This window comes from Streptomyces sp. 8K308, from assembly GCF_004348315.1.
Lineage (GTDB): Bacteria > Actinomycetota > Actinomycetes > Streptomycetales > Streptomycetaceae > Streptomyces.
Genome location: NZ_SMKC01000040.1, coordinates 1 through 26,083, shown reverse-complemented (window position 1 = coordinate 26,083; position 26,083 = coordinate 1). Strand labels below are relative to the sequence as shown.

At 74.2% G+C, this 26,083-nt stretch carries 29 protein-coding genes; 13 read left to right on the top strand and 16 right to left on the bottom strand.

Annotation, left to right across the window (positions count from 1 at the left end; genetic code table 11):
• Positions 1–430 precede the first annotated feature (430 nt).
• The 6 genes from trpC to hisI all read right to left on the bottom strand — a co-directional run bounded on the left by trpC (position 431) and on the right by hisI (position 4,756).
• The gene (gene trpC / locus E1265_RS09010; RefSeq protein ID WP_132929717.1) at positions 431–1,237 is read right to left on the bottom strand and encodes an indole-3-glycerol phosphate synthase TrpC; all 807 of its coding nucleotides are present in this window, start codon (positions 1,235–1,237) and stop codon (positions 431–433) included.
• 144 nt (positions 1,238–1,381) lie between these two features.
• Positions 1,382–1,792: a DUF2752 domain-containing protein gene (locus tag E1265_RS09005; protein WP_243740632.1), complete on the bottom strand. Its 411-nt coding sequence runs from the start codon at positions 1,790–1,792 to the stop codon at positions 1,382–1,384.
• 52 nt (positions 1,793–1,844) lie between these two features.
• Complete coding sequence (locus E1265_RS37920; protein ID WP_207931011.1) at positions 1,845–2,180, bottom strand: HGxxPAAW family protein; 336 nt, start codon at positions 2,178–2,180, stop codon at positions 1,845–1,847.
• Between the two features lie 85 nt (positions 2,181–2,265).
• Positions 2,266–2,877 (bottom strand): TIGR02234 family membrane protein, encoded by a 612-nt coding sequence (locus tag E1265_RS08995; RefSeq protein ID WP_132929716.1) that lies wholly within the window; start codon positions 2,875–2,877, stop codon positions 2,266–2,268.
• Positions 2,874–4,388 (bottom strand): anthranilate synthase component I, encoded by a 1,515-nt coding sequence (locus E1265_RS08990; protein WP_132929715.1) that lies wholly within the window; start codon positions 4,386–4,388, stop codon positions 2,874–2,876. Before E1265_RS08990 ends, E1265_RS08995 begins: the two co-directional genes overlap by 4 nt.
• An 11-nt stretch (positions 4,389–4,399) precedes the next feature.
• Positions 4,400–4,756, bottom strand: a complete 357-nt coding sequence (gene hisI / locus E1265_RS08985; protein WP_132929714.1) for a phosphoribosyl-AMP cyclohydrolase — start codon at positions 4,754–4,756, stop codon at positions 4,400–4,402.
• Positions 4,757–4,802: 46 nt separating this feature from the next.
• Between hisI and E1265_RS08980 the strand changes: the two genes are divergently transcribed.
• Together E1265_RS08980 and E1265_RS38775 are read left to right on the top strand one after the other, a co-directional pair.
• Positions 4,803–5,438 carry a TIGR03085 family metal-binding protein gene (locus E1265_RS08980; protein WP_132929713.1) on the top strand — a complete coding sequence of 212 codons (636 nt, stop codon included), beginning with the start codon at positions 4,803–4,805 and terminating at the stop codon, positions 5,436–5,438.
• A 219-nt stretch (positions 5,439–5,657) separates the two neighbouring features.
• Complete coding sequence (locus tag E1265_RS38775; RefSeq protein ID WP_243740631.1) at positions 5,658–6,875, top strand: GDSL-type esterase/lipase family protein; 1,218 nt, start codon at positions 5,658–5,660, stop codon at positions 6,873–6,875.
• Positions 6,876–6,944: 69 nt separating this feature from the next.
• Here E1265_RS38775 and E1265_RS08970 read toward each other — a convergent pair whose 3' ends face one another.
• A complete protein-coding gene (locus E1265_RS08970) occupies positions 6,945–7,844 on the bottom strand; it encodes an NAD(P)-binding domain-containing protein (RefSeq protein WP_132929712.1) in 900 nt (299 codons plus the stop codon).
• A 128-nt stretch (positions 7,845–7,972) separates the two neighbouring features.
• On the opposite strand from E1265_RS08970, the gene E1265_RS08965 reads away from it, so the two are divergent.
• Positions 7,973–11,086 carry a BTAD domain-containing putative transcriptional regulator gene (locus E1265_RS08965; RefSeq protein ID WP_132929711.1) on the top strand — a complete coding sequence of 1,038 codons (3,114 nt, stop codon included), beginning with the start codon at positions 7,973–7,975 and terminating at the stop codon, positions 11,084–11,086.
• 528 nt (positions 11,087–11,614) lie between these two features.
• Here the strand turns inward: E1265_RS08965 and E1265_RS08960 are convergent.
• Both E1265_RS08960 and E1265_RS08955 read right to left on the bottom strand, forming a co-directional pair.
• Positions 11,615–12,046 carry an NUDIX domain-containing protein gene (locus tag E1265_RS08960; protein WP_132929710.1) on the bottom strand — a complete coding sequence of 144 codons (432 nt, stop codon included), beginning with the start codon at positions 12,044–12,046 and terminating at the stop codon, positions 11,615–11,617.
• The gene (locus E1265_RS08955; protein WP_132929709.1) at positions 12,043–12,552 is read right to left on the bottom strand and encodes a MarR family transcriptional regulator; all 510 of its coding nucleotides are present in this window, start codon (positions 12,550–12,552) and stop codon (positions 12,043–12,045) included. The genes E1265_RS08960 and E1265_RS08955 overlap by 4 nt, the downstream gene beginning before the upstream one ends.
• Positions 12,553–12,688: 136 nt before the next feature.
• Between E1265_RS08955 and E1265_RS08950 the strand changes: the two genes are divergently transcribed.
• The 4 genes from E1265_RS08950 (at position 12,689) to E1265_RS08935 (ending at position 14,972) form a co-directional block, all read left to right on the top strand.
• On the top strand, positions 12,689–13,045 hold the full coding sequence (locus E1265_RS08950; RefSeq protein WP_207931010.1) for an MFS transporter: 357 nt from the start codon (positions 12,689–12,691) through the stop codon (positions 13,043–13,045).
• 35 nt (positions 13,046–13,080) lie between these two features.
• Complete coding sequence (locus E1265_RS08945) at positions 13,081–13,281, top strand: hypothetical protein (protein WP_132929707.1); 201 nt, start codon at positions 13,081–13,083, stop codon at positions 13,279–13,281.
• Positions 13,282–13,314: 33 nt separating this feature from the next.
• Positions 13,315–13,908 carry a TetR family transcriptional regulator gene (locus E1265_RS08940; RefSeq protein ID WP_165953700.1) on the top strand — a complete coding sequence of 198 codons (594 nt, stop codon included), beginning with the start codon at positions 13,315–13,317 and terminating at the stop codon, positions 13,906–13,908.
• A 149-nt stretch (positions 13,909–14,057) separates the two neighbouring features.
• Positions 14,058–14,972, top strand: coding sequence for an NAD-dependent epimerase/dehydratase family protein (locus E1265_RS08935; protein ID WP_132929706.1), 915 nt, complete (start codon positions 14,058–14,060; stop codon positions 14,970–14,972).
• Here the strand turns inward: E1265_RS08935 and E1265_RS08930 are convergent.
• Both E1265_RS08930 and E1265_RS08925 read right to left on the bottom strand, forming a co-directional pair.
• A complete protein-coding gene (locus tag E1265_RS08930) occupies positions 14,959–15,447 on the bottom strand; it encodes a TetR/AcrR family transcriptional regulator (protein ID WP_165953699.1) in 489 nt (162 codons plus the stop codon). The genes E1265_RS08935 and E1265_RS08930 overlap by 14 nt on opposite strands.
• Before the next feature lie 60 nt (positions 15,448–15,507).
• Complete coding sequence (locus E1265_RS08925) at positions 15,508–15,738, bottom strand: hypothetical protein (RefSeq protein ID WP_243740630.1); 231 nt, start codon at positions 15,736–15,738, stop codon at positions 15,508–15,510.
• A gap of 147 nt (positions 15,739–15,885) precedes the next feature.
• Between E1265_RS08925 and E1265_RS08920 the strand changes: the two genes are divergently transcribed.
• The 3 genes from E1265_RS08920 (at position 15,886) to E1265_RS08910 (ending at position 18,748) form a co-directional block, all read left to right on the top strand.
• Positions 15,886–17,055: a sensor histidine kinase gene (locus tag E1265_RS08920; protein WP_132929705.1), complete on the top strand. Its 1,170-nt coding sequence runs from the start codon at positions 15,886–15,888 to the stop codon at positions 17,053–17,055.
• Positions 17,052–17,726 carry a response regulator transcription factor gene (locus E1265_RS08915; RefSeq protein ID WP_132929704.1) on the top strand — a complete coding sequence of 225 codons (675 nt, stop codon included), beginning with the start codon at positions 17,052–17,054 and terminating at the stop codon, positions 17,724–17,726. The genes E1265_RS08920 and E1265_RS08915 overlap by 4 nt, the downstream gene beginning before the upstream one ends.
• A gap of 101 nt (positions 17,727–17,827) precedes the next feature.
• On the top strand, positions 17,828–18,748 hold the full coding sequence (locus tag E1265_RS08910) for an NAD-dependent epimerase/dehydratase family protein (protein ID WP_132929703.1): 921 nt from the start codon (positions 17,828–17,830) through the stop codon (positions 18,746–18,748).
• Positions 18,749–18,802: 54 nt separating this feature from the next.
• Here the strand turns inward: E1265_RS08910 and E1265_RS08905 are convergent, their stop codons facing one another.
• From E1265_RS08905 to E1265_RS08895, 3 genes are all read right to left on the bottom strand, one after another.
• Positions 18,803–19,384: a sugar O-acetyltransferase gene (locus E1265_RS08905; RefSeq protein ID WP_132929702.1), complete on the bottom strand. Its 582-nt coding sequence runs from the start codon at positions 19,382–19,384 to the stop codon at positions 18,803–18,805.
• Positions 19,385–19,430: 46 nt separating this feature from the next.
• Positions 19,431–21,830, bottom strand: coding sequence for an excinuclease ABC subunit UvrA (locus E1265_RS08900; protein ID WP_132929701.1), 2,400 nt, complete (start codon positions 21,828–21,830; stop codon positions 19,431–19,433).
• A gap of 202 nt (positions 21,831–22,032) precedes the next feature.
• Entirely contained in the window at positions 22,033–22,443 is a 411-nt protein-coding gene (locus E1265_RS08895; RefSeq protein ID WP_132929700.1) for a VOC family protein, read from the bottom strand.
• A 106-nt stretch (positions 22,444–22,549) separates the two neighbouring features.
• On the opposite strand from E1265_RS08895, the gene E1265_RS08890 reads away from it, so the two are divergent.
• Entirely contained in the window at positions 22,550–22,969 is a 420-nt protein-coding gene (locus tag E1265_RS08890) for a helix-turn-helix transcriptional regulator (protein ID WP_132929725.1), read from the top strand.
• Positions 22,970–22,979: 10 nt separating this feature from the next.
• Positions 22,980–23,396, top strand: a complete 417-nt coding sequence (locus E1265_RS08885) for a VOC family protein (protein ID WP_132929699.1) — start codon at positions 22,980–22,982, stop codon at positions 23,394–23,396.
• Between the two features lie 56 nt (positions 23,397–23,452).
• Here E1265_RS08885 and E1265_RS08880 read toward each other — a convergent pair whose 3' ends face one another.
• Together E1265_RS08880 and E1265_RS08875 are read right to left on the bottom strand one after the other, a co-directional pair.
• Positions 23,453–23,785 carry a glyoxalase superfamily protein gene (locus E1265_RS08880; RefSeq protein ID WP_132929698.1) on the bottom strand — a complete coding sequence of 111 codons (333 nt, stop codon included), beginning with the start codon at positions 23,783–23,785 and terminating at the stop codon, positions 23,453–23,455.
• 55 nt (positions 23,786–23,840) lie between these two features.
• Complete coding sequence (locus tag E1265_RS08875) at positions 23,841–24,281, bottom strand: hypothetical protein (protein WP_132929697.1); 441 nt, start codon at positions 24,279–24,281, stop codon at positions 23,841–23,843.
• Between the two features lie 219 nt (positions 24,282–24,500).
• Between E1265_RS08875 and E1265_RS37915 the strand changes: the two genes are divergently transcribed.
• Complete coding sequence (locus tag E1265_RS37915; RefSeq protein ID WP_207931009.1) at positions 24,501–26,063, top strand: GDSL-type esterase/lipase family protein; 1,563 nt, start codon at positions 24,501–24,503, stop codon at positions 26,061–26,063.
• Positions 26,064–26,083 lie beyond the last annotated feature (20 nt).

Below are 26,083 nucleotides of genomic sequence, written 5' to 3'. Positions count from 1 at the left end.
GCGGCCGTGACGGCGGCGGAACCGGCGAGGTCGGCGCGGCGGCCCACCGGGCGCCGCGAACTGTCCAAGGAACGGTCCAAGAGGTCGGCGCGACCGACGACGCGGGCCGCTCCCACCATGCCGCCGCGCGGCCTCAGCCGATCGCCCAGGCCGATCGCACCGAAGGTCGTGGGCGCCCCGGTCAAGCCCGCCGACGGCCGCGCGGACGCGCCGCTGGGGCCGATGGCGCCAGGGCCCGCCTCGGGCAGGACCGACCGGCCGGTCACGTCGGCGGAGCCGACCGCGCTCCGCGCCGCGGCGACGCCGGCGGGTCGCGCCTCCGGCGCCCGGTCGGCAGCAGGCGACAGCATGGAGGCGCCCGCCGGCGACCGCCCGGGCGTGGCGGCGGAGCCGCCACCCGGTGCGGTCGGACCAGCGCAGCGCCGCCGCATCAGCGGCCCTGCCGCAGGGCCGGGTGGGTGCCGGCGGCGACCAGGTCGGCGACGGCGGTCCTCGGGTCGCGGCCGGTCACCAGGGACTCGCCCACCAGCACGGCGTCCGCGCCCTCGTTCGCGTAAGCGATCAGATCGTGCGGGCCGCGCACCCCGGACTCGGCCACCTTGACGATGTGGTCGGGGATCTCGGGCGCCACCCGGGCGAAGGTGCCCCGGTCGACCTCGAGGGTCTTGAGGTTCCGCGCGTTGACCCCGATGATCCGCGCCCCGGCGTCGACCGCGCGGGCCACCTCGTCCTCGTCGTGGACCTCCACCAGCGGCGTGAGGCCGAGGGACTCGGCCCGCTCGACGAGCGAGACCAACGCCGGCTGCTCGAGCGCGGCCACGATGAGCAGCACCAGGTCGGCGCCGAAGGCCCGTGCCTCCCACAGTTGGTAGGAGGTGACGATGAAGTCCTTGCGCAGCACCGGGACGTCGACGCGGGCCCGCACGGCGGCCAGGTCGGCCAGGGAACCGCCGAAGCGGCGCTGCTCGGTGAGCACGGAGATGGCCGCGGCGCCGCCTGACTCATAGTCGGCGGCGAGCGCGGCCGGGTCGGCGATGGCGGCGAGCGCGCCCTTGGACGGGCTCGACCGCTTGACCTCGCAGATCACCGAGACGCCGTCGCCCTTGAGGGCCGCGACCCCGTCCTTGGCCTGCGGGGCCTTCGCCGCGGACTCCTTGAGCTCGTCGAGGCTTGTCCGCGCCTGCCGCTCGGCAAGATCGGCGCGAACCCCTTCGATGATCTCGTCGAGGACACTCACGCGACCGGCCCCTTCCTGTCGGTTTGGGGTTCCCGGACCAAGTCCAGGAGAGCAATCACACCGATGGTATCCGGCGCGGGGCAGAGGTCTCGCATCCGGTGGGGGCCCGTCCCATATGCCGGACGTGGGCGGCGCGACGCCTGGTCAGGGGGCCAGGGCGGCACCGATCGGCAGGTTGCGCAGCACCGTGAAGAGGAGCGTGGCGCCGCCCAGCGTCCAGGCGACGGCGCGGGGCGGCGGCGCCGGCAGCGGCCGGCCGAGCGGTGCCAGGGCGAGCCGCAGCGCGAGGAACGAGAGCAGCGCGGCGAGCACCGTGACCACGAGGGCGTTGGCGCCCAGGGCGGCGCCGATGTCGGCACGGGTGAGGGCGGAGACGCAGCGCAGGCCCCCGCAGCCGGGGCAGTGGAGCCCGGTGAGCGCCGGCACCGGGCAGGCGGGGTGGCGGCCGGGGGCCGCCGGGTCGATCACGGCCACGGCGCCCAGGGCGACCGCAGCCCCGGCCGCCCAGGCCACCCGGCTCAGGTGGCCGGCGATCGGGGCACGCGGAGGTGGCACACGCCCAGCATGGGAGCGCGGCCGCCGCCCCGCAATCGCGGGGCGGCGAACGTCAGCCGCTGACCGTGACCTGCTCGGGCTCGGTGCCCGTGTCGGACGTGCCGGAGGCGGTCGCGCCGGCGGTCACGCCAGCGGACTCGGCCGAACCAACCCTGACCTTGGCCTTGACGCCGTGCGCCGCGCCGGCGGGCACCTGCTGCTGGCCGAAGCCCATGGCCCTGAGCACCAGGCCGGCGACACCACCCAGGGCGATGATCACTCCGCCGGCCAGCACGCCGAGCGGCTGCGCCATGATCGTGTAGGCGCTGCCGACGCCCGTGCCGATGACGACGATCAGTACGGTGGTCCAGGCGGCGGGAGAGTTGCCGTGGTGGTACTTGTCCGCCATGTGTGTGCTCCTTGTGGGTCGGTGTCGGGCGCGCTGGCGCTCGCTCGGGTGCCGTCGTCCATTGTCGCAGTCGCCGCCGACAGTCCTAGGTGGGGTCCTCGCCACGGTCGAGCGCCCGCCAGATGTCCTCCGGCCGGTCCGCGTCGGTGGTCCCGGGACGCCGCCGCTCGGCGCGGCGGCCGGCCCGCTCGTACCGGCCCGACATGGCCGGCCACTGCCGGCCGTAGCTCAGCGCGAGCAGCCCGGCGCAGAGCAGCAGCAGGCCGCCGACGGCCGAGACCCACGGCCAGCCGGTGTGGCTGACGCTGCTCACGGCCGCCTCGCTCAGGCCCATCACCTCCGCCGCGTTCCGCTCGAGCGCCTCGGTGTCGCCGGCGCCGAGCAGCGCAGCGCCGATCGAGCCGGCGCCGCTGAGCGCGAGCACCGAGGAGACCACCGTGCGGCCGGTGCGGCGGACCGCGAACACGGCCACCAGGGCCGCGAGGCCGACGAGGGCCAGCGCGCTCGGCAGCCCGGAGACGGCGCTGCCGCTGGCCGTCACCGGCAGCTCGGCGCCGGCCGCCGATGCCTCGCCCTCGCCCCAGGTCTGGCCGGCGGCGATCAACACGACGGTGGCCCCGGCCGCGCCGCTCAGCAGCGCGCCGGCGAGCGCGCGCCGTGGGGCGCTCGAACTGCCGGTGGTGGGGTCTCGCTTCACCCCTCCACGCTACCGCGCAGCTTTCCGGCGGTGGCCACCGCCCTGAGAACGGCCGCCGCCTTGTTCCGGCACTCGGTGTCCTCGGCGACCGGGTCCGAGTCGGCCACCACGCCCGCGCCCGCCTGGACGTGGGCGACGCCGTCGCGCAGCACCGCCGTGCGGATGGCGATCGCGGTGTCCGCGTCGCCGGCGAAGTCAAGGTAGCCGACGCAGCCGCCGTAGACGCCGCGCCTGGTCGGCTCGAGCTCCTCGATGATCTGCAGGGCGCGCGGCTTGGGCGCGCCCGACAGCGTGCCGGCGGGGAAGCAGGCGGTGAGCGCGTCGAACGCGGTGCGGCCCTCGGCCAGCCGGCCGGTGACGGTGGAGACGATGTGCATCACGTGGCTGTAGCGCTCGATGGACATGAAGTCGACGACTTCCACGCTGCCCGGCGAGCTGACGCGGCCCAGGTCGTTGCGGCCGAGGTCGACCAGCATCAGGTGCTCGGCGCGCTCCTTGGGGTCGGCGAGCAGCTCCTCGGCGAGCTCGGCGTCCTCCCGGGGGGTGGCGCCGCGCGGCCGGGTGCCGGCGATGGGGTGCAGCATGGCCCGGCCACTCTCGACCTTGACCAGCGCCTCGGGGCTCGATCCGACGACGTCGAAGCCGCCCTCTGGTCCGCCGCCCTCGCCGGCGAACCTGAACAGGTACATGTAGGGGCTCGGGTTGGTGGCGCGCAGCACCCGGTAGACGTCGAGGGCGCTGGCCCGGCAGGGCGTCTCGAAGCGCTGCGACGGCACCACCTGGAAGGCGTCCCCGGCCCTGATGTACTCCTTGACCCGCTCGACGGCCGCCTGGTACTCGGGCCCGCCCCAGCGCGCGGTGTACGCCGGCAGCTCGGCGGACGGCAGCGCGACGGCCTCGGCGGGCACCGGGCGCGCGAGGTCGGCCTCCATCGCGTCGAGCCTGGCCACGGCGTCCGCGTACGCCTCGTCGACGCCGGTGTCGAGGTCGTTGTGGTTGATGGCGTTGGCGATCAGCAGCACCGTGCCGTCGCGGTGGTCGAGCACCGCGAGGTCGGAGGCGAGCAGCATGGTCAGCTCGGGCAGCGCGAGGTCGTCGCGGGTGCTGTCGCCGATCGACTCCAGACGGCGGACCACGTCGTAGCCGAGGTAGCCGACCATGCCGCCGGTGAAGGGCGGCAACTCGGGATCGCGCGGGGTGTGCAGGGCGCGCAGCGTCTCGCGCAGCACCTGGAGCGGGTCGCCCTCGCGCGGCACCGAGACGGGCGGCGAGCCGAGCCAGTGCGCGCGCCCGGACCTGACGGTGAGGGCGGCCGAGCTGCGGACGCCGACGAAGGAGTAGCGCGACCAGGTGCGGCCGTTCTCCGCCGACTCGAGCAGGAAGGTGCCGGGGCGCTCGCCCGCGAGCTTGCGGTAGAGCGCGATGGGGGTGTCACCGTCGACGAGGAGGCGACGGGTGACCGGGATCACCCGCCGGTCCTTGGCGAGCACCCGGAAACGGTCGAGGTCCATGCCGGCTGAGCCTACTGCCCGACCGGGAGTGCGCCCGCGTCGAAGCAGGTGCGGTCCCCGGTGTGACAGGCGGCGCCGACCTGGTCGACCTTGACAAGCACGGTGTCGCCGTCGCAGTCGAGCGCCACGGACTTCACGTACTGCACGTGGCCCGAGGTGTCGCCCTTGGTCCAGTACTCCCGGCGGCTGCGGCTCCAGTAGGTGCAGCGCCCGGTGGTGAGCGTGCGGTGCAGGGCCTCGTCGTCCATCCAGCCGAGCATGAGCACCTCTCCGGTGTCGTACTGCTGCGCGATGGCGGGCACCAGGCCGTCCGTGGTGCGCTTGAGGCGGGCGGCGATGGCGGGGTCGAGAGCGGCTGGCTTGGGCATGTGTCCATTCTGCCGCCCCGCCGCGGCAGACTCTAAGGTGGAGATCATGTCTACCCATGCGAAGCGTGAACGGCTGTTGCTCGCTGACCTCTTGGAGACCTCGGGTCCTGACGCCCCCACCCTGTGCGAGGGATGGACGACGCGCGACCTGGCCGCCCACGTCGTGGTCCGGGAGCGCCGCCCGGACGCGGCGGGCGGCATCATCATCAAGCCCCTGGCGGCGCGTGGCGAGCGGGTGCGCAACGAGTTCGCGGCCAAGCCGTACGACGAGCTGATCCAGCTGATCAGGACGGGGCCGCCGCGGGTGTCGCCGTTCTCGCTGAAGCAGGTCGACGAGGCGGCCAACACGGTCGAGTTCTTCATCCACGCCGAGGACGTCAGGCGCGCGCAGCCGGAGTGGGAGCCGCGGCCGCTCGACCCGGTCTTCGCGGACGCGCTGTGGCGGCGGGTGGAGTCCGGTGCGCGGATCATGGGGCGCCGCAGCCCGGTCGGCCTCGTGCTGCGCCGCCCCAACGGCCAGGTGGCCGTCGCCCACAAGGGCGCCCCCGTCGTCACGGTGACCGGCGAGCCGGGCGAGCTGCTGATCTTCGCCTCCGGCCGACAGGGCGCGGCGAAGATCACCGTCGAGGGCGACGAGGAGGCCGTCGCCAAGCTGCGGGCGGCCAGGCTGGGCTTCGCCTGACCAGCGACCGGCCGGGTCAGCGGGCGGGCACGACCGCTCGGCGCGCCTGGCGACCGTTCAACGTCCTTCCGCGCCGCGCCTGTTGACACTCGGGCGTGTCCTTGTCACGCTTCCGCAGACCTTGAAAGCGCTTACCACGTGGCTTCGCGCGCAGTGGATGAATCGATTCACGCGATGCCTCGGCGGCCGGCGCCAGAGTCCAGCACACGGGAGTGATGGATGAGAGGAATACTCAGAGCCGCCGGCACCGCGCTGGCCGTGGTCGCCGCCGCGGCCGCGGCGGCGGTGGGGCTGCCGGGGACGGCCGCGGCCGCCGCGGCGGGCCCGACGATCTACATCGCGAGCGACTCCACCGCCCAGACCTACAACTCCAGCTACGAGCCGCAGGCCGGCTGGGGCCAAATGCTCGACCGGTACTTCTCGGACGACGTCACCGTCGCCAACCACGCGATCGGCGGCCGCAGTTCGCGGTCGTTCATCGAGCAGGGCCGGCTCCAGACCATCCTGGACCGGATCCAGCCGGGCGACTACCTGTTCGTGCAGTTCGGGCACAACGACGCCTCGGTCTCCATCCCCGAGCGGTACACCTCCCCCGCGGACTACAAGGAGTACCTGCGGAACGACTACATCGGGGGCGCCCGCGCCCGCGGCGCCATCCCGGTGATCGTCACCCCCGTCTCGCGCCGCTCCTTCAACGCCTCCACCGGGCAGTTCAACGTCTCCTTCCCGGAGTACGTGCAGCGGGCGATCGAGGTGGCCCAGGAGGAGAACGTCCCGCTGATCGACCTCTCCGCTTCCAGCCGCGCCTACCTCAACTCCATCGGGCCCGAGGCCGCCAGGGGCGTCTTCCTGCACACCGCCCCCGGCCAGTACCCGAACCGCCCGGACGGCACCGCGGACGACACCCACTTCCAGCGGTACGGCGCCCTGCAGATGGCCCGGCTGATCGCCCGCGAGACGCGCGGCGAGGGCCTGGCGCTCTCCTCCCACGTGCGTGACACGGTCGACGACGTCTACGACCTGGGCCCGTCGAGCGGCCCGGTCGCCTCCTCGTACGCCCAGGTCACCGCCGCCACCGCCTACACCTCCTCGCGCGGCTACGGCTTCGTGGGCAGCGGCCTGATCGAACGCGACCGGGGCACGGCGATGAACGCGTTGCAGCGGGACTTCGTCGCCCTGTTCAACGGCCAGTACGAGTTCCGCGCCAACGTGCCGAACGGGGTCTACGACGTGCGGATCACCGCCGGCGACGCGACCGGCTCGGCGCGCACCAACGTCACCGTCGAGGGCTCGGTCACCGGCCGGCTCGCGCCGGCCGCCAACGCCGCCGCCACGCAGACCTACTCGGGCGTCTCGGTCACCGACGGGCTGCTCAACCTCGTGGTCTCCGGCGAGACGGCGCACCTCAACGCCGTCGAGATCCTGCCGGCGGCCTGACAGACCGGTCCGGGCGCCCAAGGCCCCCAACACCCCGGGGCGCCCGGACCTCTCACCCCGCGCGGCCGGCTACTCGCCCTGCCTCCTGACCAGTTCGATCACGCTGGTGAGGCCCTCGGCGCCGTGGCCGGCCTCCGAGGTGCGGCGGAACAGCTCCCAGAGGGCGGTCGGCAGCGACGTGCTCAGCCCGGCGTCCGCGAAGGCATCCACGACGTGCCTGGCGCCGACGACCTGCATGTCGAGGTTGTTGAACTCACCGTCGTAGACGCCGTTCTCGATCTCGGCGGTGAGGTGGTTGAGGAAACCCATCGAGCTGTCGGCGGCCAGGCCCCCCAGGAGCTCCGCCACGTAGGGCCTGACCTCCGCGGCCGGCACCCCGGCCGTCTCGAGCAGTGCGACCGAGTGGAAGTAGCCGGTCATCGACAGCCAGAAGACGGCGATCATCGCCTGGTACCAGAGCATCGCCAGGCCGGGGTCCTCGCCCCGGTAGTCGATCCGGCTCAGCGCGGAAAGCGCTTCCCGGTGGGCGTCGAGGACGGCCTCGTCCCCGGCGTAGAAGGTATAGGCCTCGGGCTGGCCGATGCCGGGCGGCGGCACCATGATGCCGCCGGTCAGCAGCACGGCGCCGCGCTCGGCCGCCCAGCGGTGGGCGGCGCGCAGCCGCTCCGGGGTGTCGGAGCTCAGGTTGGCCAGCACCCGGCCCCGCAGGGCGGCCGGGTCGACGTCGCCCAGGATCGCGTCCATCGCCGCGTAGTCGACCAGGCTCAGCACCACGAGTTCGCCGGCGGCCAGCGCCTGGGTGGGCGAGGCGGCGAGCGTGGCGCCCCTGGCGACCAGCGGCTCGGCCTTGGCAGCCGTCCTGTTCCACACCGTGACGGGGTGGCCGGCCGTCAGCAGGGTGGTGGCCATGGCGGCGCCCATGGCGCCGAGGCCGATCACGGTCACGGGCTCGGGCGTGCGGTCGGACATCGTGTTCCTCTCCGGGATCGTCATGGAACGCCGCGACGGCGTTCGTCCGGCCCACGGTGCGCCGTGCCGCTTCGGGTCCGCCACGGCCCGGCCACGGGTGGTCCCCGTGGGGCGGTTAGCCTGGCGGAATGCGCTTCGGGGTGCTCGGCCCGCTGGCCGTCTGGACGGACGAGGGCGCGCCGGTCACCGTCCCGGACGCCAAGGTGCGGGCGCTGCTCGCCGACCTGCTGGCGCACGAGGGGGCGCCGGTCCCCGTCGACCGGCTGGTCGACGACCTGTGGGGCGAGCGTCCGCCGCGTAACCCGACCAGCACCCTCCAGGCGCGGGTCTCCCAGCTGCGGGGCGCGCTGGCCGGCGCGGAGGCGGGCGGGCGCGCCCTGGTGGCGCACGGCCCCGCCGGGTACGCGCTGCGCGCCGCGCGTGGTGCGGTGGACGCGGGCCGGTTCGCCGAGCTGCTGGCGGCCGCCTCGGCCGAGCCGGGGCCGGCGTCGCGGGTGGCCTTGCTGGACGAGGCGTTGGGCCTGTGGCGCGGCCCGGCCTTCGCGGAGTACGCGGACGCCGCGTTCAGCCGGCCGGTCGCGGCGCGGCTCGACGAGCAGCGGCTGACCGCGCTCGAGCTGCGGGCCGAGGCGCGACTCGAGCTGGGCGATTACGACGCGGTGGCGGGCGAGTTGGCGGGTCTGGCGGTCGCCCATCCGCTGCGGGAGCGGCTGCGCGCCGCGCAGCTGCGGGCCCTGTGGCTGGCCGGCCGACAGGACGCGGCGCTTTCGGTGTTCGAGGAGGTGCGGCGCGGCCTCGCCGAGGAGTTGGGGGTGGATCCCGGGCCCGAGTTGACCGCGCTGCACGCCGCGGTCCTGCGGCAGGACCTGCCCCGACCGGCCGCTTCGGCGACCCCGGCGGCTCGTGGCCCTCGGTTGCCGGCGCGGCTGACGGAGTTGGTCGGGCGGGACGGCGCGGTCGCGAAGGTCGCCGCACTGCTCGGCGCCCGCCGGCTGGTGACGCTGACCGGCACGGGTGGCGTCGGCAAGACCCGGTTGGCGCTGGCCGTGGCGGAGCGGGTGCTGGCGGATGAGTCGTTCCCCGACGGGGTGTGGCTGGTCGAGTTGGCGGGGCTGGGTGCCACGGAGGTGCCGGACGCGGTGGCGGCGGCGCTCGGTGTGCGGGACGACGCGCCGGACGGCCAGGACCTGACGGCGCGGGTCGCCGAGGCGCTGCTGGATCGGCGCGGGCTGCTGGTGCTGGACAACTGCGAGCACCTGCCGGACGCGGCGGCGGAGTTGGCGGGTCGACTGCTGTCGGCGGCGCCCGGGCTGCGGGTCCTGGCGACGAGCCGGGAGCCGCTGGCGCTTGACGGGGAGCGGCTGTTCGCGGTCGAGCCGCTGGACCTCCCGGACGCGGTGCGGCTGTTCGCGGCGCGGGCGGCGGCGGCCGCGCCCGGTTTCCGGCTCGCCGAGGCCGACCGGGAAGCGGTGGCGGCGGTCTGCCGGCGGCTTGACGGGCTGCCGCTGGCGTTGGAGCTGGCCGCGACCCGGGTGCGGGCGTTCGGCCTGCGGGAGTTGGCCGGGCTGCTCGACGACCGGTTCCGGCTGCTGTCGGCCGGCGCGCGGGACGCGCCGGCACGGCAGCGGACGTTGCGGGCGGTGATCGACTGGAGTTGGGACCTGCTCGGCGAGCCGGAGCGTAGGGTGCTGCGGCGGCTCGCGGTGCTGGCGGACGGCTGCTCGCGGGAGGCCGTGGCGCAGGTGTGCGGGGGCGGGGTCGAGGAGTTGGCGCGGCTGATCGACCGCTCGCTCGTGGTGGCGGACGACGGCCGCTTCCGGCTGCTCGAGTCGGTCGCCGCCTACGCCCTGGAGCGGCTGCGGGAGGCCGGCGAGGAGGAGGCGGTGCGGGACCGGCACGCCGCGTACTACGTGGGCCTCGCGGAGCGGGCGGCGCCCGAGCTGCGCGGTGGGCGGCAGCGCGAGTGGCTGGCGCGTCTCGACGCGGAGGCGCCCGGCCTGCGCGGCGCGCTGGAGTGGGTGGCCGGGCGCGGCGCGGCGGAGACGGCGTTGCGGCTGGTCAACTCGCTGTCCTGGTACTGGTTTCTGCGTGGTCGGGGCGGGGAGGCCCGGCGCGCGCTGGGGCTGGCGCTGGCCGTGCCGGGACCGGCGCCGGCCGTCGCGCGGGCGGCGGCCGAGGCGTGGCTGGCCGGGATGACGGCGGAGGACCGTGGGGACGCGGCGCTGCGCGGCTTCGCGGGGCTCGACGAGCCGTTGGCGTTGGCGCACGCAGAGTGGTTTCTCGCGCTGTCGCACTGGGCGGTGGGCGAGCGGGCCGAGCAGACGGCGCGGGTGGAGCGGGCGTTGGCGACGTTCCGGCGGCACGACGACCGGTGGGGCGTGGCGGCGGCGTTGAGCACCCGGGCGAGACTGGCGGTGGGGCGCCCGGACTTCGCGGCGATGGCGGCCGACGCGGCGGACAGCCTCGCGTTGTTCACGGAACTCGGGGACGGGTGGGGGCGGTTGGAGGCCGGCTCGGTGCTGGCGATGCGGGCCGAGATCGCCGGCGAGTACGCGGAGGCCGGTGAACGGCTGCGGGCCGGGCTGCGGTTGGCGGAGGAGCTGGGGCTGTGGCCTGAGGCGTCGTTCCGGCTGTCGGCGCTCGGGCGGCTCGCGCTGCTCACGGGTGATCTGGCGGACGCCGAGGAGCTGTTGACGCGGGCGCGGCGACTGGCCGCCGAGCACTCCGACCGTTGGGCGCAGGAGTTCGCGGACATCGGGCTCGGCCTGGTGGCGCGGCGGCGCGGTCGGCTGGCCGAGGCGGAGGCCCTCCTGCGGCCGTGGCTCGACTGGCTGGGCGGGGTCGGCGGCACGTCGGGGCGAGCGTTCGTCCTGGCCCAGCTGGGCTTCGTGGCCGAGCTGCGGGGAGATCACGAGACGGCCAGGCGCCTCCACCTGGACGGCTGCGCGGCGGCCGTGGCGAGCGGCGATCCGCGCGCGGTCGCGCTCGCGGCGGAGGGCCTGGCCTGCGCCGCTGCCGCCGCCGGCCGGCACCGGGTCGCCGCCCGGCTGCTGGGCTCGGCCGCGGCGGCCCGACGGGCGGCCGGCGCTCCGCTGCCGGCCGGGGAGCGGCACGACGTGGACCGGGCCGAGCACACGATCCGCGCCGCGCTGGGCGAGCCGGCGCTGACGGCCGAACGCGCGGCGGGCGCCGCGCTCTCCCTGGGGGAGGCGCTGGCCGCGGAGGCCACGGCCGCCCCGTGACCGGGGCGCGACCACGAGGCCGGGCTTCCGCTCGGACGCTCGGCGCGGGCCTCGCCCCGGACAGAGCCGGCCCCACGCCGGCGCGGACGCCGACCGTCACACGGGCGGTACGGGCCGGCTCCCAAGGCTTCGGGGCCGATGCCCAAACGCCTCACACGGCCGACGCCGGTGCGGTGGAAGCCGACGGCGCGCGGCCTCCGGCCCCCGGCAGGAGGACGCTCCGGTAGCGGACGGCGAGCCCACGCCGACCGCGAAACGGGGCGGTCGCGGGCCGGCCCTCGCGGCCGAGGCTTCGAGGCTGGGGCCCGCACGGCCGACACCGGCGGTCTGCGTCCCCGGCGGAGGGCCGGCCTACGACCGGTCGGGGGACGCCACGGGGCCAGGTGGCGAGCCCCACCGTCCGCGAGACCGCCAATCCGCCGTTGCCGACCTGGGCGTAGACCCGCGGGGGCGGCAATGGTGGCCGGCGTCCGACGCGATGCTCCGTGGCGTCGTCCGGCTCCTCGGCGACCGTCGTTCGGCGACCGGCTACCACCCGTGTGCCGACGCCGGCTCGCCGCGCAGGTAGTGCGCGATGCCCAGCGCGTTGTAGCGGACGACGGTGGTCGGCAGGCGGCGCGGGTCGTGCCAGAAGAGGCCCGCGCACTTGTGCGGCTCGGCGTTGCGCAGGGGCCCGGCCCAGCGGTCCGTGGCGAAGAAGAAACCCACGCGCGCCGCGCCCTCGGGGGTCCGGTAGTGCATGGTGTGGACGATCCGAAGCGCGGCGGGGTCGACATCGACGCCGACCTCCTCGCGTGCCTCGCGGACCGCGGCCCGCACCACGCTCTCGCCGTGTTCGACCTTGCCGCTCGGCAGGTTGAGCTGGCCGTCCGCATAGCCGGTGTTGGCCCGTTCGGCGAGCAACACCTGGCCGGCGCGTTCGAAGATGATCAGGGCGTCGAGGTAGGGCCGTTGCGTCATCGGGCCCGCCCCCCGCCCTCGGTGGCCGGCGCGTTCCGCAGCAGCGTGGCCTCGGTCGTGGCGTCGTCCCTGGTGGCGGTGACGAAGGTGAGCACGGCGCGGAGCTGGTGTTCGTCGAAGCGGGACAGCAGCTCGGTGGCGCGGCGCCCCATGCCGTCGTAGTAGTCGGCGGAGAGGGTCCGCCCCCGCTCGGTGACCCGCACCAGCGCGCGGCGGCGGTCGTTGGGATCGGCGGCCCGTTCGACGTAGCCGGCCGCCTCCAGCCGGTCGATCATGCGGGTGACGGCGCCCGTGGTGCGGGAAAGCCGCTTGGCCAGTTCGCCGGCGCCGAGCGGCGCGTCGGCCTTGGCGAGGGCGTGGAGGCACTGCAGGTCGATGGTGGAGACGCCGAGGCGCCCGGCCACCAGCTCGTTGAGCTGCACCGTCGCGGTCGCCATGTCCGGCATCACGGAGAGGATCTCGTCGATCAGCCGGTCGACCGCTGGGTCGGGGGCGGGCTCGGGCACGGGTTGGACGCCTTTCGTTCGGAGATCATCTTATCCACTCAGATATTGAGTGGCACAGTTAATGAGTAGCGCAATATCTGCACCACTCAATGAAATTCATGCCCTCCACCCCGCCACCGGCCGAGAGGAGCCGCGGGTGTCATCCCTGCCGCCCGGAAGAACCCGAACCCTGGCCCTGACCGCCATCCTGCTCGCGGCGTTCATCGACCTGATCGACGTCACGATCCTCAACGTCACCCTTCCCTCCATCCAGGCCGACCTCGACGCCTCTCCCGCGCAGCTCCAGTGGATGCTGAGCGCCTACACCCTGGCACTCGGCGCCGGGCTGATCAGCGGCGCCAGGCTCGGCGACATCGCCGGCCACCGACGGGTCTTCGTCGTCGGCGTGCTCGGCTTCACCGCCGCCTCGGCGCTGCGTGCCCTGGCCCTGAATCCTGGCATGCTGATCGCCAGCCGCGTGGCCCAGGGCCTGGAACTCAGGTACCCGACCTGAGCCATGCCGGTTCCGACGCGCCGGTCCGTCTCGAGATGGCGCAGTCCGCGATCAACCCGGCCGCGGTGCGGCGCCTGAAGGAGGCCGTGCTCGCCCACCCGGGTCCGACCGAGGTCCACCTCCACGTCAGGAACCTGGAGAAGACGACCGTGTTCCGGCTCGGACCACGCGTCGCGGCCGGCCCCGGTCTCTGGGCCGACCTGAAGGCGGCGGCGGCCGTGCGGCGGCTCGTCTGAACGTACGTTCAAGCCCGCGATAGGGTGCACCGCATGGGACACCGTGAGCGGTTGATGGCCGGCGCCAGGCGCCTCCTGGCGGAGCGCGGCTATGCCCGCATCACCTCGCGCGACCTCGCTGCGGCCGCCGACGCCCCGCTCGGCACGATCAACTACCACTACGGCTCGAAGGAGGCCCTGCTCAACGCCGCCCTGCTCGAGGCGCTGCACGAGTGGGGCGACCGCACGGTCCCGCCCCCCGGCCAGGCGGCGGACGGGGGCGACGCCGAGCGTCTCGACGGGATGTGGTCCGACATCATCGAGTCCGTGACCGCGGACCGCCCGATGCTGGTCGCCGCCGTCGAGGCCTACGCCCAGGCCGAGCGCTCCTCGGACATCCGCCAGCAGATCGCCGAGGCCCTGGAGCGGGCCCGCCCCCGGATGGCCAGGGAGCTGCACGACGTCGACGCGGCGGGCGACGGCGAGGGCGACGAGCGGACGGCGCGGGCCATCGGCTCCGTCCACATGGCCCTGATCATCGGCCTCGTCCACCAGTGGCTGGTCGACCCGGACCGCGCCCCGAGCGCCGCCGACCTGACCCTCGGCCTGCGGGCCATCGCCCGCCGTCTGGAGACCGCGGACGGCTGAGCCGCCCAGCCCGAACGCCGAACACCCCGAACGCCCCGGGCCGAGCGCCGCGCGCCCTGTAGGCGCCGGTTACTTGCAGACGCCTACTATCGCGAGCAAGAATAGTCCGCGCAAGCAAGCATTCTCTCGCCGCACAGGAGCGATTCCTCATGAAGGTGCTAGTCACCGGCGCGACCGGATACATCGGCGGCTCGGTCGCCGTGCGTCTCGTCGCCGCCGGCCACACGGTCGTCGGCCTCACCCGCGACCCCGCCAAGGCCCACGCGCTCGACCGGCTGGGCATCACCCCGGTGGTGGGGACGCTCGACGACGCCGCGCTCCTCACCGCACAGGCCGGCGCGGCGGACGCCGTGGTCAACGCGGCCGACAGCGACCACCGTGGCGCGGTCGAGGCGCTGATCGCCGGCCTGGCCGGCTCCGGCAAGCCACTGCTCCACACCAGCGGCTCCAGCATCGTCGGAACCGACTCACGCGGCGAGCCGTCGGACGCGGTCTTCACCGAGGAGATCATGGCTCCCGGCTCGACCTGGCGCCCCGCCCCCGACAAGGCGGCCCGGGTCGCCATCGACCGCCTCGTCCTGGCGGCGGCCGACTCCGGCGTCCGCTCCACGGTGCTGTGCAACACCCTGATCTACGGCCACGGCCTGGGCCCGGCGCGCGACAGCGTCCAGATCCCGGCCCTGGTCCGCCAGGCCCGCGCCAGCGGTGTCGCCCGCCACGTCGGCCGTGGCCTGAACGTCTGGTCGAACGTCCACATCGAGGACGTCGCCGACCTCTACCTCCGCGCCCTCACCGAATCCCCCGCCGGCTCCTTCCACTTCGTGGAGAACGGCGAGGAGTCCTTCGCCGCGATCAGCGCCGCCATCGCCGAGCGGCTGGGCGTCGCGGGACCCGAGCCGTGGGATGTCGAGGCCGCCATCGAAGCCTGGGGCTACGAGCCCGCCGTCTACGCCCTCGGCTCCAACAGCCGGGTCCGAGCCTCCCGCGCCCGCCGGGAGTTGGGCTGGTCCCCGCGCCACGGGTCGGTCACCGCGTGGATCGGGGACGAGCTCACGACGGGCTGACCGGCGTCACGATCCGCTCGACCGCCGCCGCGACGAGCCGTTCGCGCTCCTCCTCGGAGAACACCCCAGGGAGGGTCAACTGTTCGACGATCAGCCAGTTGAGGGCCATCATGAGCAGCCGGACGGCGGTGGCGTCCCCCGGCAGTCCCGACTGCTCGTGGTACGCCACGTTGGCTTCGACGTCGGCCCTGACCCGATCCGTGAGCACGTCGCGCAGCCCGGGGCGGCGGGTCGCCTCCAGGCGCAGTTCCAGCATCGCGAGGTAGCCGGCCCTGAACGAGCTGACGCGGTCGACCAGTTCGCGCATCAGCGCGACATAGGTCGCGCGGTCCCGGCCGCTCGCCCGCTGCCGGGCGATGGTGGCCTCGTCCGGCTGCAGCCGCTCGTAGACCCGGGGGCCGACCTGGGTGAGCAGATCGTCGCGGTTGGCGAAGGGCCTTGACCGGGCTCCTCCCCCGCTCCGTGTCCATGGCATCGATACTCCCAGCCACCACTGACAGCCGGCCGGGAGATTTCCCCGCCCTGCCTGCCAGCCCTATCTGCCGGCCCGCTCGCCCGCCGCACCGATCACCGCCCCCGCCGCGATCATGACGACGTAGCCGTACACCTCGTAGCCCTCGGGCACCAGGAGGCGCAGGAAGCCGAACAGGCGGAACCAGCCCAGCCACTCGTACAACAGCCCGCTCGCGCCGCCGGCCACCAGGACGAAGCAGAGCGCGCCCGACACGGCGGCGAGCGGGGACTTGCGGGATCCGGTCGACATCATGACTCGACGCTAGGGTTCCGGGGCCGCGCGCGCTTCCGGCTTCGGTCCCGACCTGCCCGGCCAAAGGAAGCCTCCCGCTCGTACTTTGGTATCGCGTCGTCGCCCGGCGTCTCCCGGACGGCACGCGCGCGCGTAGATTGCCAAGGCATGCACCGCCTGCCTCCCGTCCACCGCACCCGCCGGGACTGGGCCGCCGACCTGGGGCTGCTGGTCTTCGCCACCTGCTTCGCGGCGGTCAGCTCGCAGTCCGTACCGGTCGACGGCGACCCGGGCCCCGCCTGGCGGGCCGCCGACCAGCTGGTCGGCGGCCTCGGCTGCGCGGCCGTCCTGCTGCGCCGTCGTTGGCCCACGCAGCTGGCCGTGGTCCTGCTGGTGGCCGGCAGCCAGGCGCACTACCTGACGGGCCCGGCCATGGTGGCGCTGTTCACCGTGGCGGCGAGCCGACCCTGGCGGACCACCGCCTGGGTGGCGGCGCTGGCCTTCGCCCCGCTGCCGGTCGTGCTGTGGCACCTGCCGGAGCTCGACCCCGAGCGCGCCTCCTCGGCCGGCACCTACTTCGCGCTGCTCGCTGGGGCGATCGGCTGGGGACTGTTCAGGCGCTCCCGGCGGCAGCTGATCGCCTCGCTCCGCGAGCGCGCCGAACTGGCCGAGGCGGACGCGGAGTTGCGGGCCGAGCGGGCCAGGCGCGAGGCGCGGGAGGAGATCGCCCGCGAGATGCACGATGTGCTGGGGCACCGGCTGTCGCTGCTGAGCGTGCACGCCGGCGCGCTGGAGTTCAACACCGGCGCCTCCCGGGACGAGATCACCAGTGCGGCCGGGGTGATCAGGGAGAGCGCCCACCAGGCGCTGCACGACCTGCGCGAGGTGATCGGCGTGCTGCGCGCAGACCCGGCGGACGGCGACCGGCCACAGCCCGAACTCGCCGACCTGGCCCGGCTGGTGGCCGAGGCCCGCACCGCGGGCGGGCCGATCGAGCTGACCGGCCCGCCGGGCGATCCCGCGCCGCCGCCCCTGGTGGGCAGGACGGCCTACCGGATCGTCCAGGAGGCCCTGACCAACGCCCGCAAGCACGCGCCGGGCGCGGCCGTCACGATCCGGGTGACCGGCCACCCGGCCGCCCGGCTCACCGTCGAGGTCCGCAACGCGGCGCCGCCCAGCGCCGCGCTCCGCCAGGAGGGCGGCGGCCAGGGTCTGCTCGGTCTCGCCGAACGCGCCCGGCTGGCCGGCGGCGAGCTGCGGGCCGGCCCGGCCGGGGGCGGGTTCCTGGTGCGGGCCTGGCTACCCTGGCCGGCGGCGGAGATGGAGGGAGGCCGATGATCCGCGTCCTGCTCGTCGACGACGACGCGATCGTGCGGGCCGGGCTGCGCCTGATGCTGGGCGGCGCCCCGGACGTCGAGGTCGTCGCGGAGGCCGCCGACGGCGCCGAGGTCGCGGCGCTGGTGGCCGCGCACCGCCCCGACGTGGTGCTGATGGACATCCGGATGCCGGGCGTCGACGGGCTGACCGCCACCGAGGCGCTGCGCGCCGGATCCGAGGCGCCCGAGGTGCTGGTCCTGACCACCTTCCACACCGACGGGCACGTGCTGCGGGCGCTGCGCGCCGGCGCGGCCGGTTTCCTGCTCAAGGACACCCCGCCGGGCGAGATCGTGACCGCGATCCGTACGGTGGCCGCCGGCGACCCGGTGCTCTCGCCCGCCGTCACGCGCCGGCTCATCGACCGGGTCACGGGCGGCGACACGGGGCGCGACGACCGGGCCACCGCGGCGCGCGCCCGTCTCGCGCTGCTCGGCGAGCGCGAACGCGAGGTCGCCGAGGCGGTCGGCCGCGGCCACTCCAACGCGGAGATCGCCCGCGAACTCCACCTGGCCGTCCCGACGGTGAAGAGCCACGTCTCCCGGATCCTGACCCGCCTCGGCCTCAACAACCGGGTCCAGATCGCCCTGTTGGTGCACGACGCGAGCCCGCGGGACCCGGCCGGCGGTGGCTGACCCCGTTGTCGCCGCCGCGCGCCACGCGCGTACCGTGATCGTCGGGAACGTCGTCCTCGGAACGTCGTCCTCCTCGAGAACACCGCACGGAGGTCGCTCGCATGTCCCTGCACGTGATCGTCGGAGCCGGCCCGGTCGGCACGGCCACCGCGCTCCTCCTCGCCGAACGCGGCGAGCGGGTGCGCCTGGTGACGCGGCGTGGCACGGGCCCCGAGCACCCGGCCGTCGAACGGGTCACCGCCGACGCCACCGACGCCGGCCGGCTCGCCGAGCTCGCCGAGGGCGCGGCGGCCCTCTACAACTGCGCCGCTCCCCCGTACCACCGCTGGGCCGCGGAGTGGCCGCCGCTGGCCGCCGCCGTGCTCGGCGCCGCCGAGTCCGCCGGCGCGGTGCTGGCCACCACGTCCAACCTCTACGGGTATGGCCCGGTCGACGGCGCCATGACGGAGCGCACCCCGCTGCGCGCGACCGGCGTCAAGGGCCGCGTCAGGGCCCGCCTCTGGGAGGAGGCCCTCGCCGCGCACGAGGCCGGCAGGGTCAGGGTCACCGAGGTTCGCGGCTCCGACTACCTGGGCGCGGGCACCCTCTCGCTGCTGACCGCCGCCGCGCTCCCGGCGGCGCTGGCCGGCCGTCGGGCCCGTGTCCCTGCCGACCTCGACGCCCCGCACAGCTGGACCTACGTCGGCGACGTCGCCCGCACGTTGGTCGCGGTCGCCGCCGACGAACGCGCCTGGGGCCGCCCCTGGCACGTGCCGACCGCCCCGCCCCGTTCCATCCGCGGACTCACCACCCTGGCCTGCTCCATCGCGGGCGCCCCCACCCCGCGCCTGGCGGCCATGCCGCGCCCGGTCCTGTGGCTCGGTGGCCTTTTCGACCCCCTGGTACGCGAACTGCGGGAAACCCAGTACCAGTTCAGAAGGCCGTTCGTCCTCGACTCCACCGCCGCGACCGAGACCTTCGCCATCACCCCCACCCCGATCGAGGACTCCCTCGCCGAGACCGTCCAGGCCCTGCCGCGGTAGGGCACCGGCCCGGTCCCGGGCCAGGGCCCGATGGGGGCGGCGGTGCCGGCCCCCTCAGATCTCGCGGACCTGGCGGGCCGGGTTGCCGACGGCGACGACGTTGGCCGGCACGTCCTTGGTGACCACCGCGCCCGCGCCGATCACGGAGTTGTCGCCGATGGTCACCCCGGCGAGCACGATCGCCCCGCCGCCGAGCCAGACGTTGTCGCCGATGGTGATGGGGCGCGCGGCCTCCAGCTTGTCGCGGCGCGGCTGGGGCTCCAGCGGGTGGGTCGGGGTGAGCAGTTGGACGTTGGGGCCGATCTGGCAGTCCTCGCCGATGGTGATCCGGGCGACGTCCAGGGCGGTCAGGTTGTAGTTGACGAAGGTGCGGGCCCCGATGGTGATGTTGGTGCCGTAGTCGACGTGGAGCGGGGGCCGCACCTCGGCGCCCTCGCCCAGCGAGCCGAGCAGTTCGGCCAGGAGGCCCCGGGCACCGTCCGGGTCCTCGAGACAGGCGGCGTGGTAGCGGGCGGCGAGCCGCATGGCGTGGTGCAGCCGCCTGCCGATCTCCGGGTCGTCCGCGATGTAGAGGTCACCGGCGAGCATCCGCCCCAGGTTCGTGCGCGGATCGCCCGCGAAGTACTCCTTGGCCACGTGTACGATCGTACGCCCGGGCGGCCGCCCGCCGACGGCCGGGTGATCAGGCGCCGACATAGGCCGCCAGGTGCTGGCCGGTGAGGGTGGAGCGGGCGGCGACGAGGTCGGCCGGCGTGCCCTCGAAGACGATCCGGCCGCCGTCGTGCCCCGCGCCGGGGCCGAGGTCGATGATCCAGTCGGCGTGGGCCATGACCGCCTGGTGGTGCTCGATCACGACGACGGACTTGCCGGAGTCGACCAGCCGGTCGAGCAGGCCGAGCAGCTGCTCGACGTCCGCGAGGTGGAGGCCGGTGGTCGGCTCGTCGAGGATGTAGACGCCGCCCTTCTCCGACATGTGGGTGGCCAGCTTCAACCGCTGCCGCTCGCCGCCGGAGAGCGTGGTGAGCGGCTGGCCGAGCGTGAGGTAGCCGAGGCCGACGTCGGCCAGCCGGTCGAGGATGGCGTGCGCCGCCGGGGTGCGCGCCTCGCCGGCCCCGAAGAACTCCTCGGCCTCGGACACCGACATGGCGAGCACCTCGCTGATGTCCCGGCCGCCGAGGCGGTGTTCGAGCACCGCGGCCTGGAACCGCCTCCCCTCGCACTCCTCGCAGGGGGTGGCGACGCCGGCCATCATCGCCAGGTCGGTGTAGACGACGCCGGCGCCGTTGCAGGTGGGGCAGGCGCCCTCGGAGTTGGCGCTGAACAGCGCCGGCTTCACGCCGTTGGCCTTGGCGAAGGCCTTGCGGATCGGGTCGAGCAGGCCGCTGTAGGTCGCCGGGTTGCTCCGCCGCGAGCCACGGATCGGGGTCTGGTCGATCGACACCACGCCCGCGCCGGTCGCCTCCGGGCCACCGACCAGCGAGCCGTGCAGGAGCGAGCTCTTGCCGGAGCCGGCGACGCCGGTGACCACGGTGAGCACCCCGAGCGGGATGTCGACGTCGATGTCGCGCAGGTTGTTGGTGCTGGCACCGCGGATCGGGAGGGTGCCGACGGGCTCGCGCACCTTCTCCTTGAGCACGGCCCGGTCGTCGAGGTGGCGGCCGGTGACGGTGTCGCCGGCCCGCAGCCCCTCGACGGTGCCCTCGAAGCAGACGGCGCCGCCGGCCGCGCCGGCGCCCGGGCCGAGGTCGACGACGTGGTCGGCGATGGCGATGACCTCGGGCTTGTGCTCCACGACGAGGACCGTGTTGCCCTTGTCGCGCAGCCGCAGCAGCAGGTCGTTCATCCGCTGGATGTCGTGCGGGTGCAGGCCCGACGTCGGCTCGTCGAAGACGTACGTGACGTCGGTGAGCGAGGAGCCGAGGTGCCGGATCATCTTGACCCGCTGCGCCTCGCCGCCCGACAGCGTGCCGGACGGCCGGTCGAGGGAGAGGTAGCCGAGGCCGATCTCCACGAAGGAGTCGAGGGTCCGCCCCAGCGCGGTGAGCAGCGGCGCCACCGAAGGCTCGTCGAGGCCGCGCACCCACTCGGCCAGGTCGCTGATCTGCATCGCGCACGCGTCGGCGATGCTGATCCCCTCGACCTTCGACGACCGGGCGGCCTCGCTGAGCCGGGTGCCGCCGCAGTCGGGGCAGGCGGTGAAGGTGACCGCCCGGTCCACGAACGCCCGGATGTGGGGCTGCATCGCCTCCCGGTCCTTGGCGAGGAACGACTTCTGGACCTTGGGGATCAGCCCCTCGAAGGTGAGGTTCACCCCCTCGACCTTCACCTTGGTCGGCTCCCGGTAGAGGAAGTCCCGCATCTCCTGCTCGGTGAACGCGCGGATCGGCTTGTTCGGGTCGAGCAGCCCCGACTCGGCGTAGACCCGCACGGTGAAGAAGCTGTCCGACTTCCAGCCGGGGATGGTGAACGCGCCCTCGGCGAGCGACTTGGAGTCGTCGTAGAGCTGGGTGAGGTCGATGTCGGAGACGGTGCCCCGGCCCTCGCAGCGCGTGCACATGCCGCCGGTGCGGGAGAAGGTCGCCTTCACCGCCTTCTTGGCACCGCGTTCGACCGTGATCGCGCCGCTCGCCCGCACCGAGGCCACGTTGAAGGAGTACGCGTTGGGCGGGCCGATGTGCGGCTGCCCGAGCCGGCTGAAGAGGATGCGCAGCATCGCGTTGGCGTCCGTGACGGTGCCGACGGTGGACCGCGGGTCGGCACCGAGCCGCTGCTGGTCGACGATGATCGCGGTGGTCAGCCCGTCGAGCACGTCGACCTCGGGCCGCGCCAGCGTCGGCATGAAGCCTTGCACGAAGGCGCTGTAGGTCTCGTTGATCAGCCGCTGCGACTCGCCGGCGATCGTGCCGAACACCAGGGAGCTCTTGCCGGAGCCCGAGACGCCCGTGAACACCGTGAGACGCCGCTTCGGGATCTCGATGCTGACGTCCTTGAGGTTGTTCTGGCGCGCGCCGTGCACGCGGATCATGTCGTGGCTGTCGGCGACGTGCGACGCGGGCGCGCCCTTCCCCGTGGCCTCGCTCATCGTGTCTCCATCCGTGTCGGGATCCGGGTCGGGGATCCGGGGTCGGGCATCCGTCGGGCATCCGGGTCGTGCGAGGGCCGCCCTCGCGGTCCCGGCGTCGCCTGGCTGGTTCCGACCAGCGTCGAGCAGTATGTCTGATTTACCTTCGTCCGCACGACGGCGGCCGCGGTCGACCGACCACGGCCGCGATCGCGGGGTGGGTTCAGCGGACCTCGTTGAAGCGGATCATGTTGCCTGCGGGGTCGCGGAAGGCGCAGTCGCGGAACCCGTACGGCTGGTCGGTCGGCTCCTGGACGACGTCGGCGCCGCTGGCCCGCACCCGTGCGAAGGTGCCGTCGAGGTCGGGGGTGGCAAGGGTGATGCGGCCGTAGCTCCCCTTGGCCATCATCTCGACGATGGTGCGGCGCTCGTCCTCGGTGACGCCGGGATCCATGGCCGGTGGTTCGAGGACGATGGCGGTGCCGAGCTGGCCGGCCGGGCCGACGGTGATCCAGCGCATCGTGCCGTCGCCGACGTCGTTCCGGACCTCGAAGCCGAGGGTGTCGCGGTAGAAGGCCAGCGAGGCCTCGGGGTCGTCGTGCGGGAGGAAGGTCCAGTGAATGGTTATGTCCATGGTTCGAACACTAGGTACGGCCCCCTGACCGGCGCTTCTTCATTCCTGATCGGTTCCCGACCGCCCCGGGCGCGAGCCGCTGTGCGAGACTGACCGGGTGAAACGGCTGGACCTCGACGACCTCGTCCGGCTGCGGCGGGCCCGCGACCGGATGGACCGCGACTACGCCGAGCCGCTCGACGTGCCGGCGCTGGCGCGTGAGGCCCTGATGTCGACGGGCCACTTCGCCCGCAGCTTCCGCGCCGCCTACGGCGAGACGCCCTACAGCTACCTGATGACCCGTCGCATCGAGCGGGCCAAGGCGCTGTTGCGGCGCGGCGACCTCTCGGTGACCGAGGTCTGCTTCGCGGTCGGCTGTACGTCGCTCGGCTCGTTCAGCACGCGCTTCACCCAGCTGGTCGGCGAGAGCCCCAGCGCCTACCGGGCCCGGAGCCATGATCACGGCGCGGCCATCCCGGCGTGCATCGCCAAGATCCACACGCGACCGGTCAGGAACGGAGAAGCGAGCTCCGCCGGTCAGCCGTAGCGTGACCGGTATGAACATCAGCCTTTCCCAATGCTTTATCGCCGTCGACGACCACGACAAGGCGATCGCCTTCTATCGCGACGTGCTCGGCCTCGAGGTGCGGAACGACGTCGGCTTCGAGGGGATGCGCTGGGTGACCGTTGGGGCGCCCTCGCAACCGGACGTGAACATCGTCCTGGAGCCGCCGGCCGCCGACCCCAACACCTCACCGGCCGACAAGCAGGCCATGGCGGAACTGATGGCCAAGGGCCTGCTGCGCGGCGTCATCTTCACCACGGACGACTGCGACGCCACCTTCGAGCGGATCAGCGCCGCGGGCGGCGAGGTGCTGCAGGAGCCCACGGACCAGCCCTACGGCGTCCGCGACTGCGCGTTCCGCGACCCGGCCGGCAACATGCTGCGCTTCAACCAGCCGCTGAAGAAGTGACCCCCGTCGGGCCCGGGCAGCCGCCCGGGCCCGCCCGCCCGCGGCCAGGCGCCCGCTCAACCGCCCGGCGTGCCGATCCGCAGCCGGTTCCCGTCCAGGTCGCGCAGCGCTATCTCGCGCCCCCACGGCGCCTCCTCGGGCTGGACGCCGAACTCGGCCGCCACCTCGTCGACGTCGCGCACCCGCAGGTAGACCAGGGTGTCGGGCCGCGCGTCCCCCTCGTGCTCCGAGAGGAAAAGCCGCACCCGCCCACGCGCGACCTCCGTGAACACGGGGAGCCCGGGCTCGAAACGGTGCTCCCACTGCTGAACGAAGCCGAGCCGCGCATACCAGGCGACCGCCGCCGCGGCGTCCCGCACCCGCAGGATCGGGATGATCTCCTCTTCCATGCGGCCGATGGTCCCACCGACCACTGACAGCCACCGCCCCCCGAGCCCGGTCAGCTCAGCGCGGGGGAAACGATCTCAGGGCCAGCTCCCACTCCTCCGCCGCCCGGCGCAGCCGCTCCGCCGTGGTGTCCACGGCGAACTCGTACTCGCCCCAGCGCTCGTCGCCCGCGCACCACGGCGGCATCGACTCGTGCGAGAGCCGAACGCCCAGCGTCCCCGCGTCGTCCCGCCGGAAGGCCAGCAGCGGTTCGAGGAAGTCGAGCACCGCCGGCGGCGCCACCGGGTCGGACCCGCAGAACGTCCTCAGCCAGGGGCCGATCGACCGCGCCTCGGCCACGAGCAGGCACGGGTCGGTGAAGGACCAGCTGCCCTCGGGCGTCGTCACCGCACCGGCGACCACCAGCCAGTTGTCGTCGAAGTGGTCCCCCACGGCGGCCGGGAACTGGTAGCCCACCGGCCGCAGTTCGAGGCGATGGCGTTCGTCCGCGATCAGCACCGCACGAGCCTGCCACCGACCCCGCCCGCGCCGCCAGCCGTGTGACGGGACCAACGCGTCACAGTGTCACGCCCCTTGACTCCCGACGAGCCGGCCGGGAACACTCTGGCGCGAATTCAGCAAGCGCGCTTGCCGGGCGCCCCGCCCCGACGACTCGCTCCCGGGGCCGCGTCACGCCTGCTGAATGAATCGATTCACCGGACACACAGGAGTGAACGGATGGACGGAACAGCCGCCACGCCCCCCGCGGGCCACCGCAGACGGACGGTCCTGCGGGCCGCGCTCGCCGGCGCGGCCACGGCCGGGGCCGCCGGCCTCGCGCTGCCAGGGACGGCCCACGCCGCCGGCCAGGCGAGCAGCACCGGCACCGGTCCCACGATCTACATCGCCAGCGACTCGACGGCCCAGACCTACGACCCCTACTACGCGCCCCAGGCCGGCTGGGGCGAGGTGCTCGGGCAGTTCTTCTCGGACGCCGTCACCGTCGCCAACCACGCCATCGGCGGCAGGAGTTCGCGCAGCTTCATCGAACAGGGCCGGCTCCAGGCCATCCTGGACGTGATCCAGCCGGGCGACTACCTGTTCGTGCAGTTCGGCCACAACGACGCCACCGTCAGCCGGCCCGAGCGGTACACCCCGCCGGCCGACTACAAGGAGTTCCTGCGCGACGACTACATCGGCGGGGCCCGCGCCCGGGGCGCCATCCCGGTCGTGGTCACGCCCGTCTCGCGCCGCGACTTCAACCGCGCCACCGGCAGGTTCAACGTCTCCTTCCCCGAGTACGTCGAGAAGGCCGTGGAGGTGGCCGCCGAGGAGGGCGTGCCGCTGGTCGACCTCTCCGCCTCCAGCCGCGCGTACCTGGACGGCATCGGCATCGAGGAGGCCAGGTCGGTCTTCCTGCACGTGCCGCCCGGCGTCTACCCCAACCGCCCGTTCGGCACCATCGACGAGACGCACTTCCAGCGCTACGGCGCCGTCCAGATCGCCCGGCTGATCGCGCTCGACGTGGCCCGGCTCCGCGTCCCGCTCGCCCGCCACGTCCGCGACACCGCGCCGCCGCGGCACCGTCCGGACCGGCCGGCCGCCGCGCCCGTCGCGACCCTGGTCTCGCACGAGGGCGCCAGGCTCACCTGGGACGAGGTGCCGGGCGCCGAGCTCTACCGGGTCCAACGGCGGCGCCGCGACGTGCCGGATGACGAGTTCGCCCTGGCCACCACCTCGCCCATCCCGCTGGCCGACATCGGCGGCCTGGCCGAGGACGCCGCCTACGACGTGCGGGTGATCGCGGTCAACGGCCGCGGCCAGTCCGCCCCCTCGCCCAAGCTGCGGCTCACCACCCGCGCGGCCGACCTGCGGTACGACTTCGGCCCGGCCGAGAGCCCGGTGGCCGAGGGCTTCGTCGGGGTGAGCCCGGAGACGCTGTACACGCCGGAGCGCGGCCACGGCTTCACGGACGCCACGGGCCTCATCGCCCGGGACCGCGGCCCCGGTGCCGACGACCTCGGGCGCGACTTCGTCGCCTACTTCGACGGGCGCTACGAGTTCAGGACGGACGTCCCGAACGGCACCTACGCGGCGACCGCCTACGTCGGCGACGCGGCCGGCTCCTCCCGCTCCGGCTTCGTCTTCGAGGGCGGCGACCGCGGGCAGGTGATCGGCTCGCCGAACGCCATCACCCGGCAGACCTTCACGCTGATCGACGTATCTGACGGCCAGTTGAACGTCACCGTCTACGGCCAGACCGGGCACCTCAACGGCCTGGTGATCACCAGGGTGGGCTGACCGCCGCCCTTCCCCGGGCG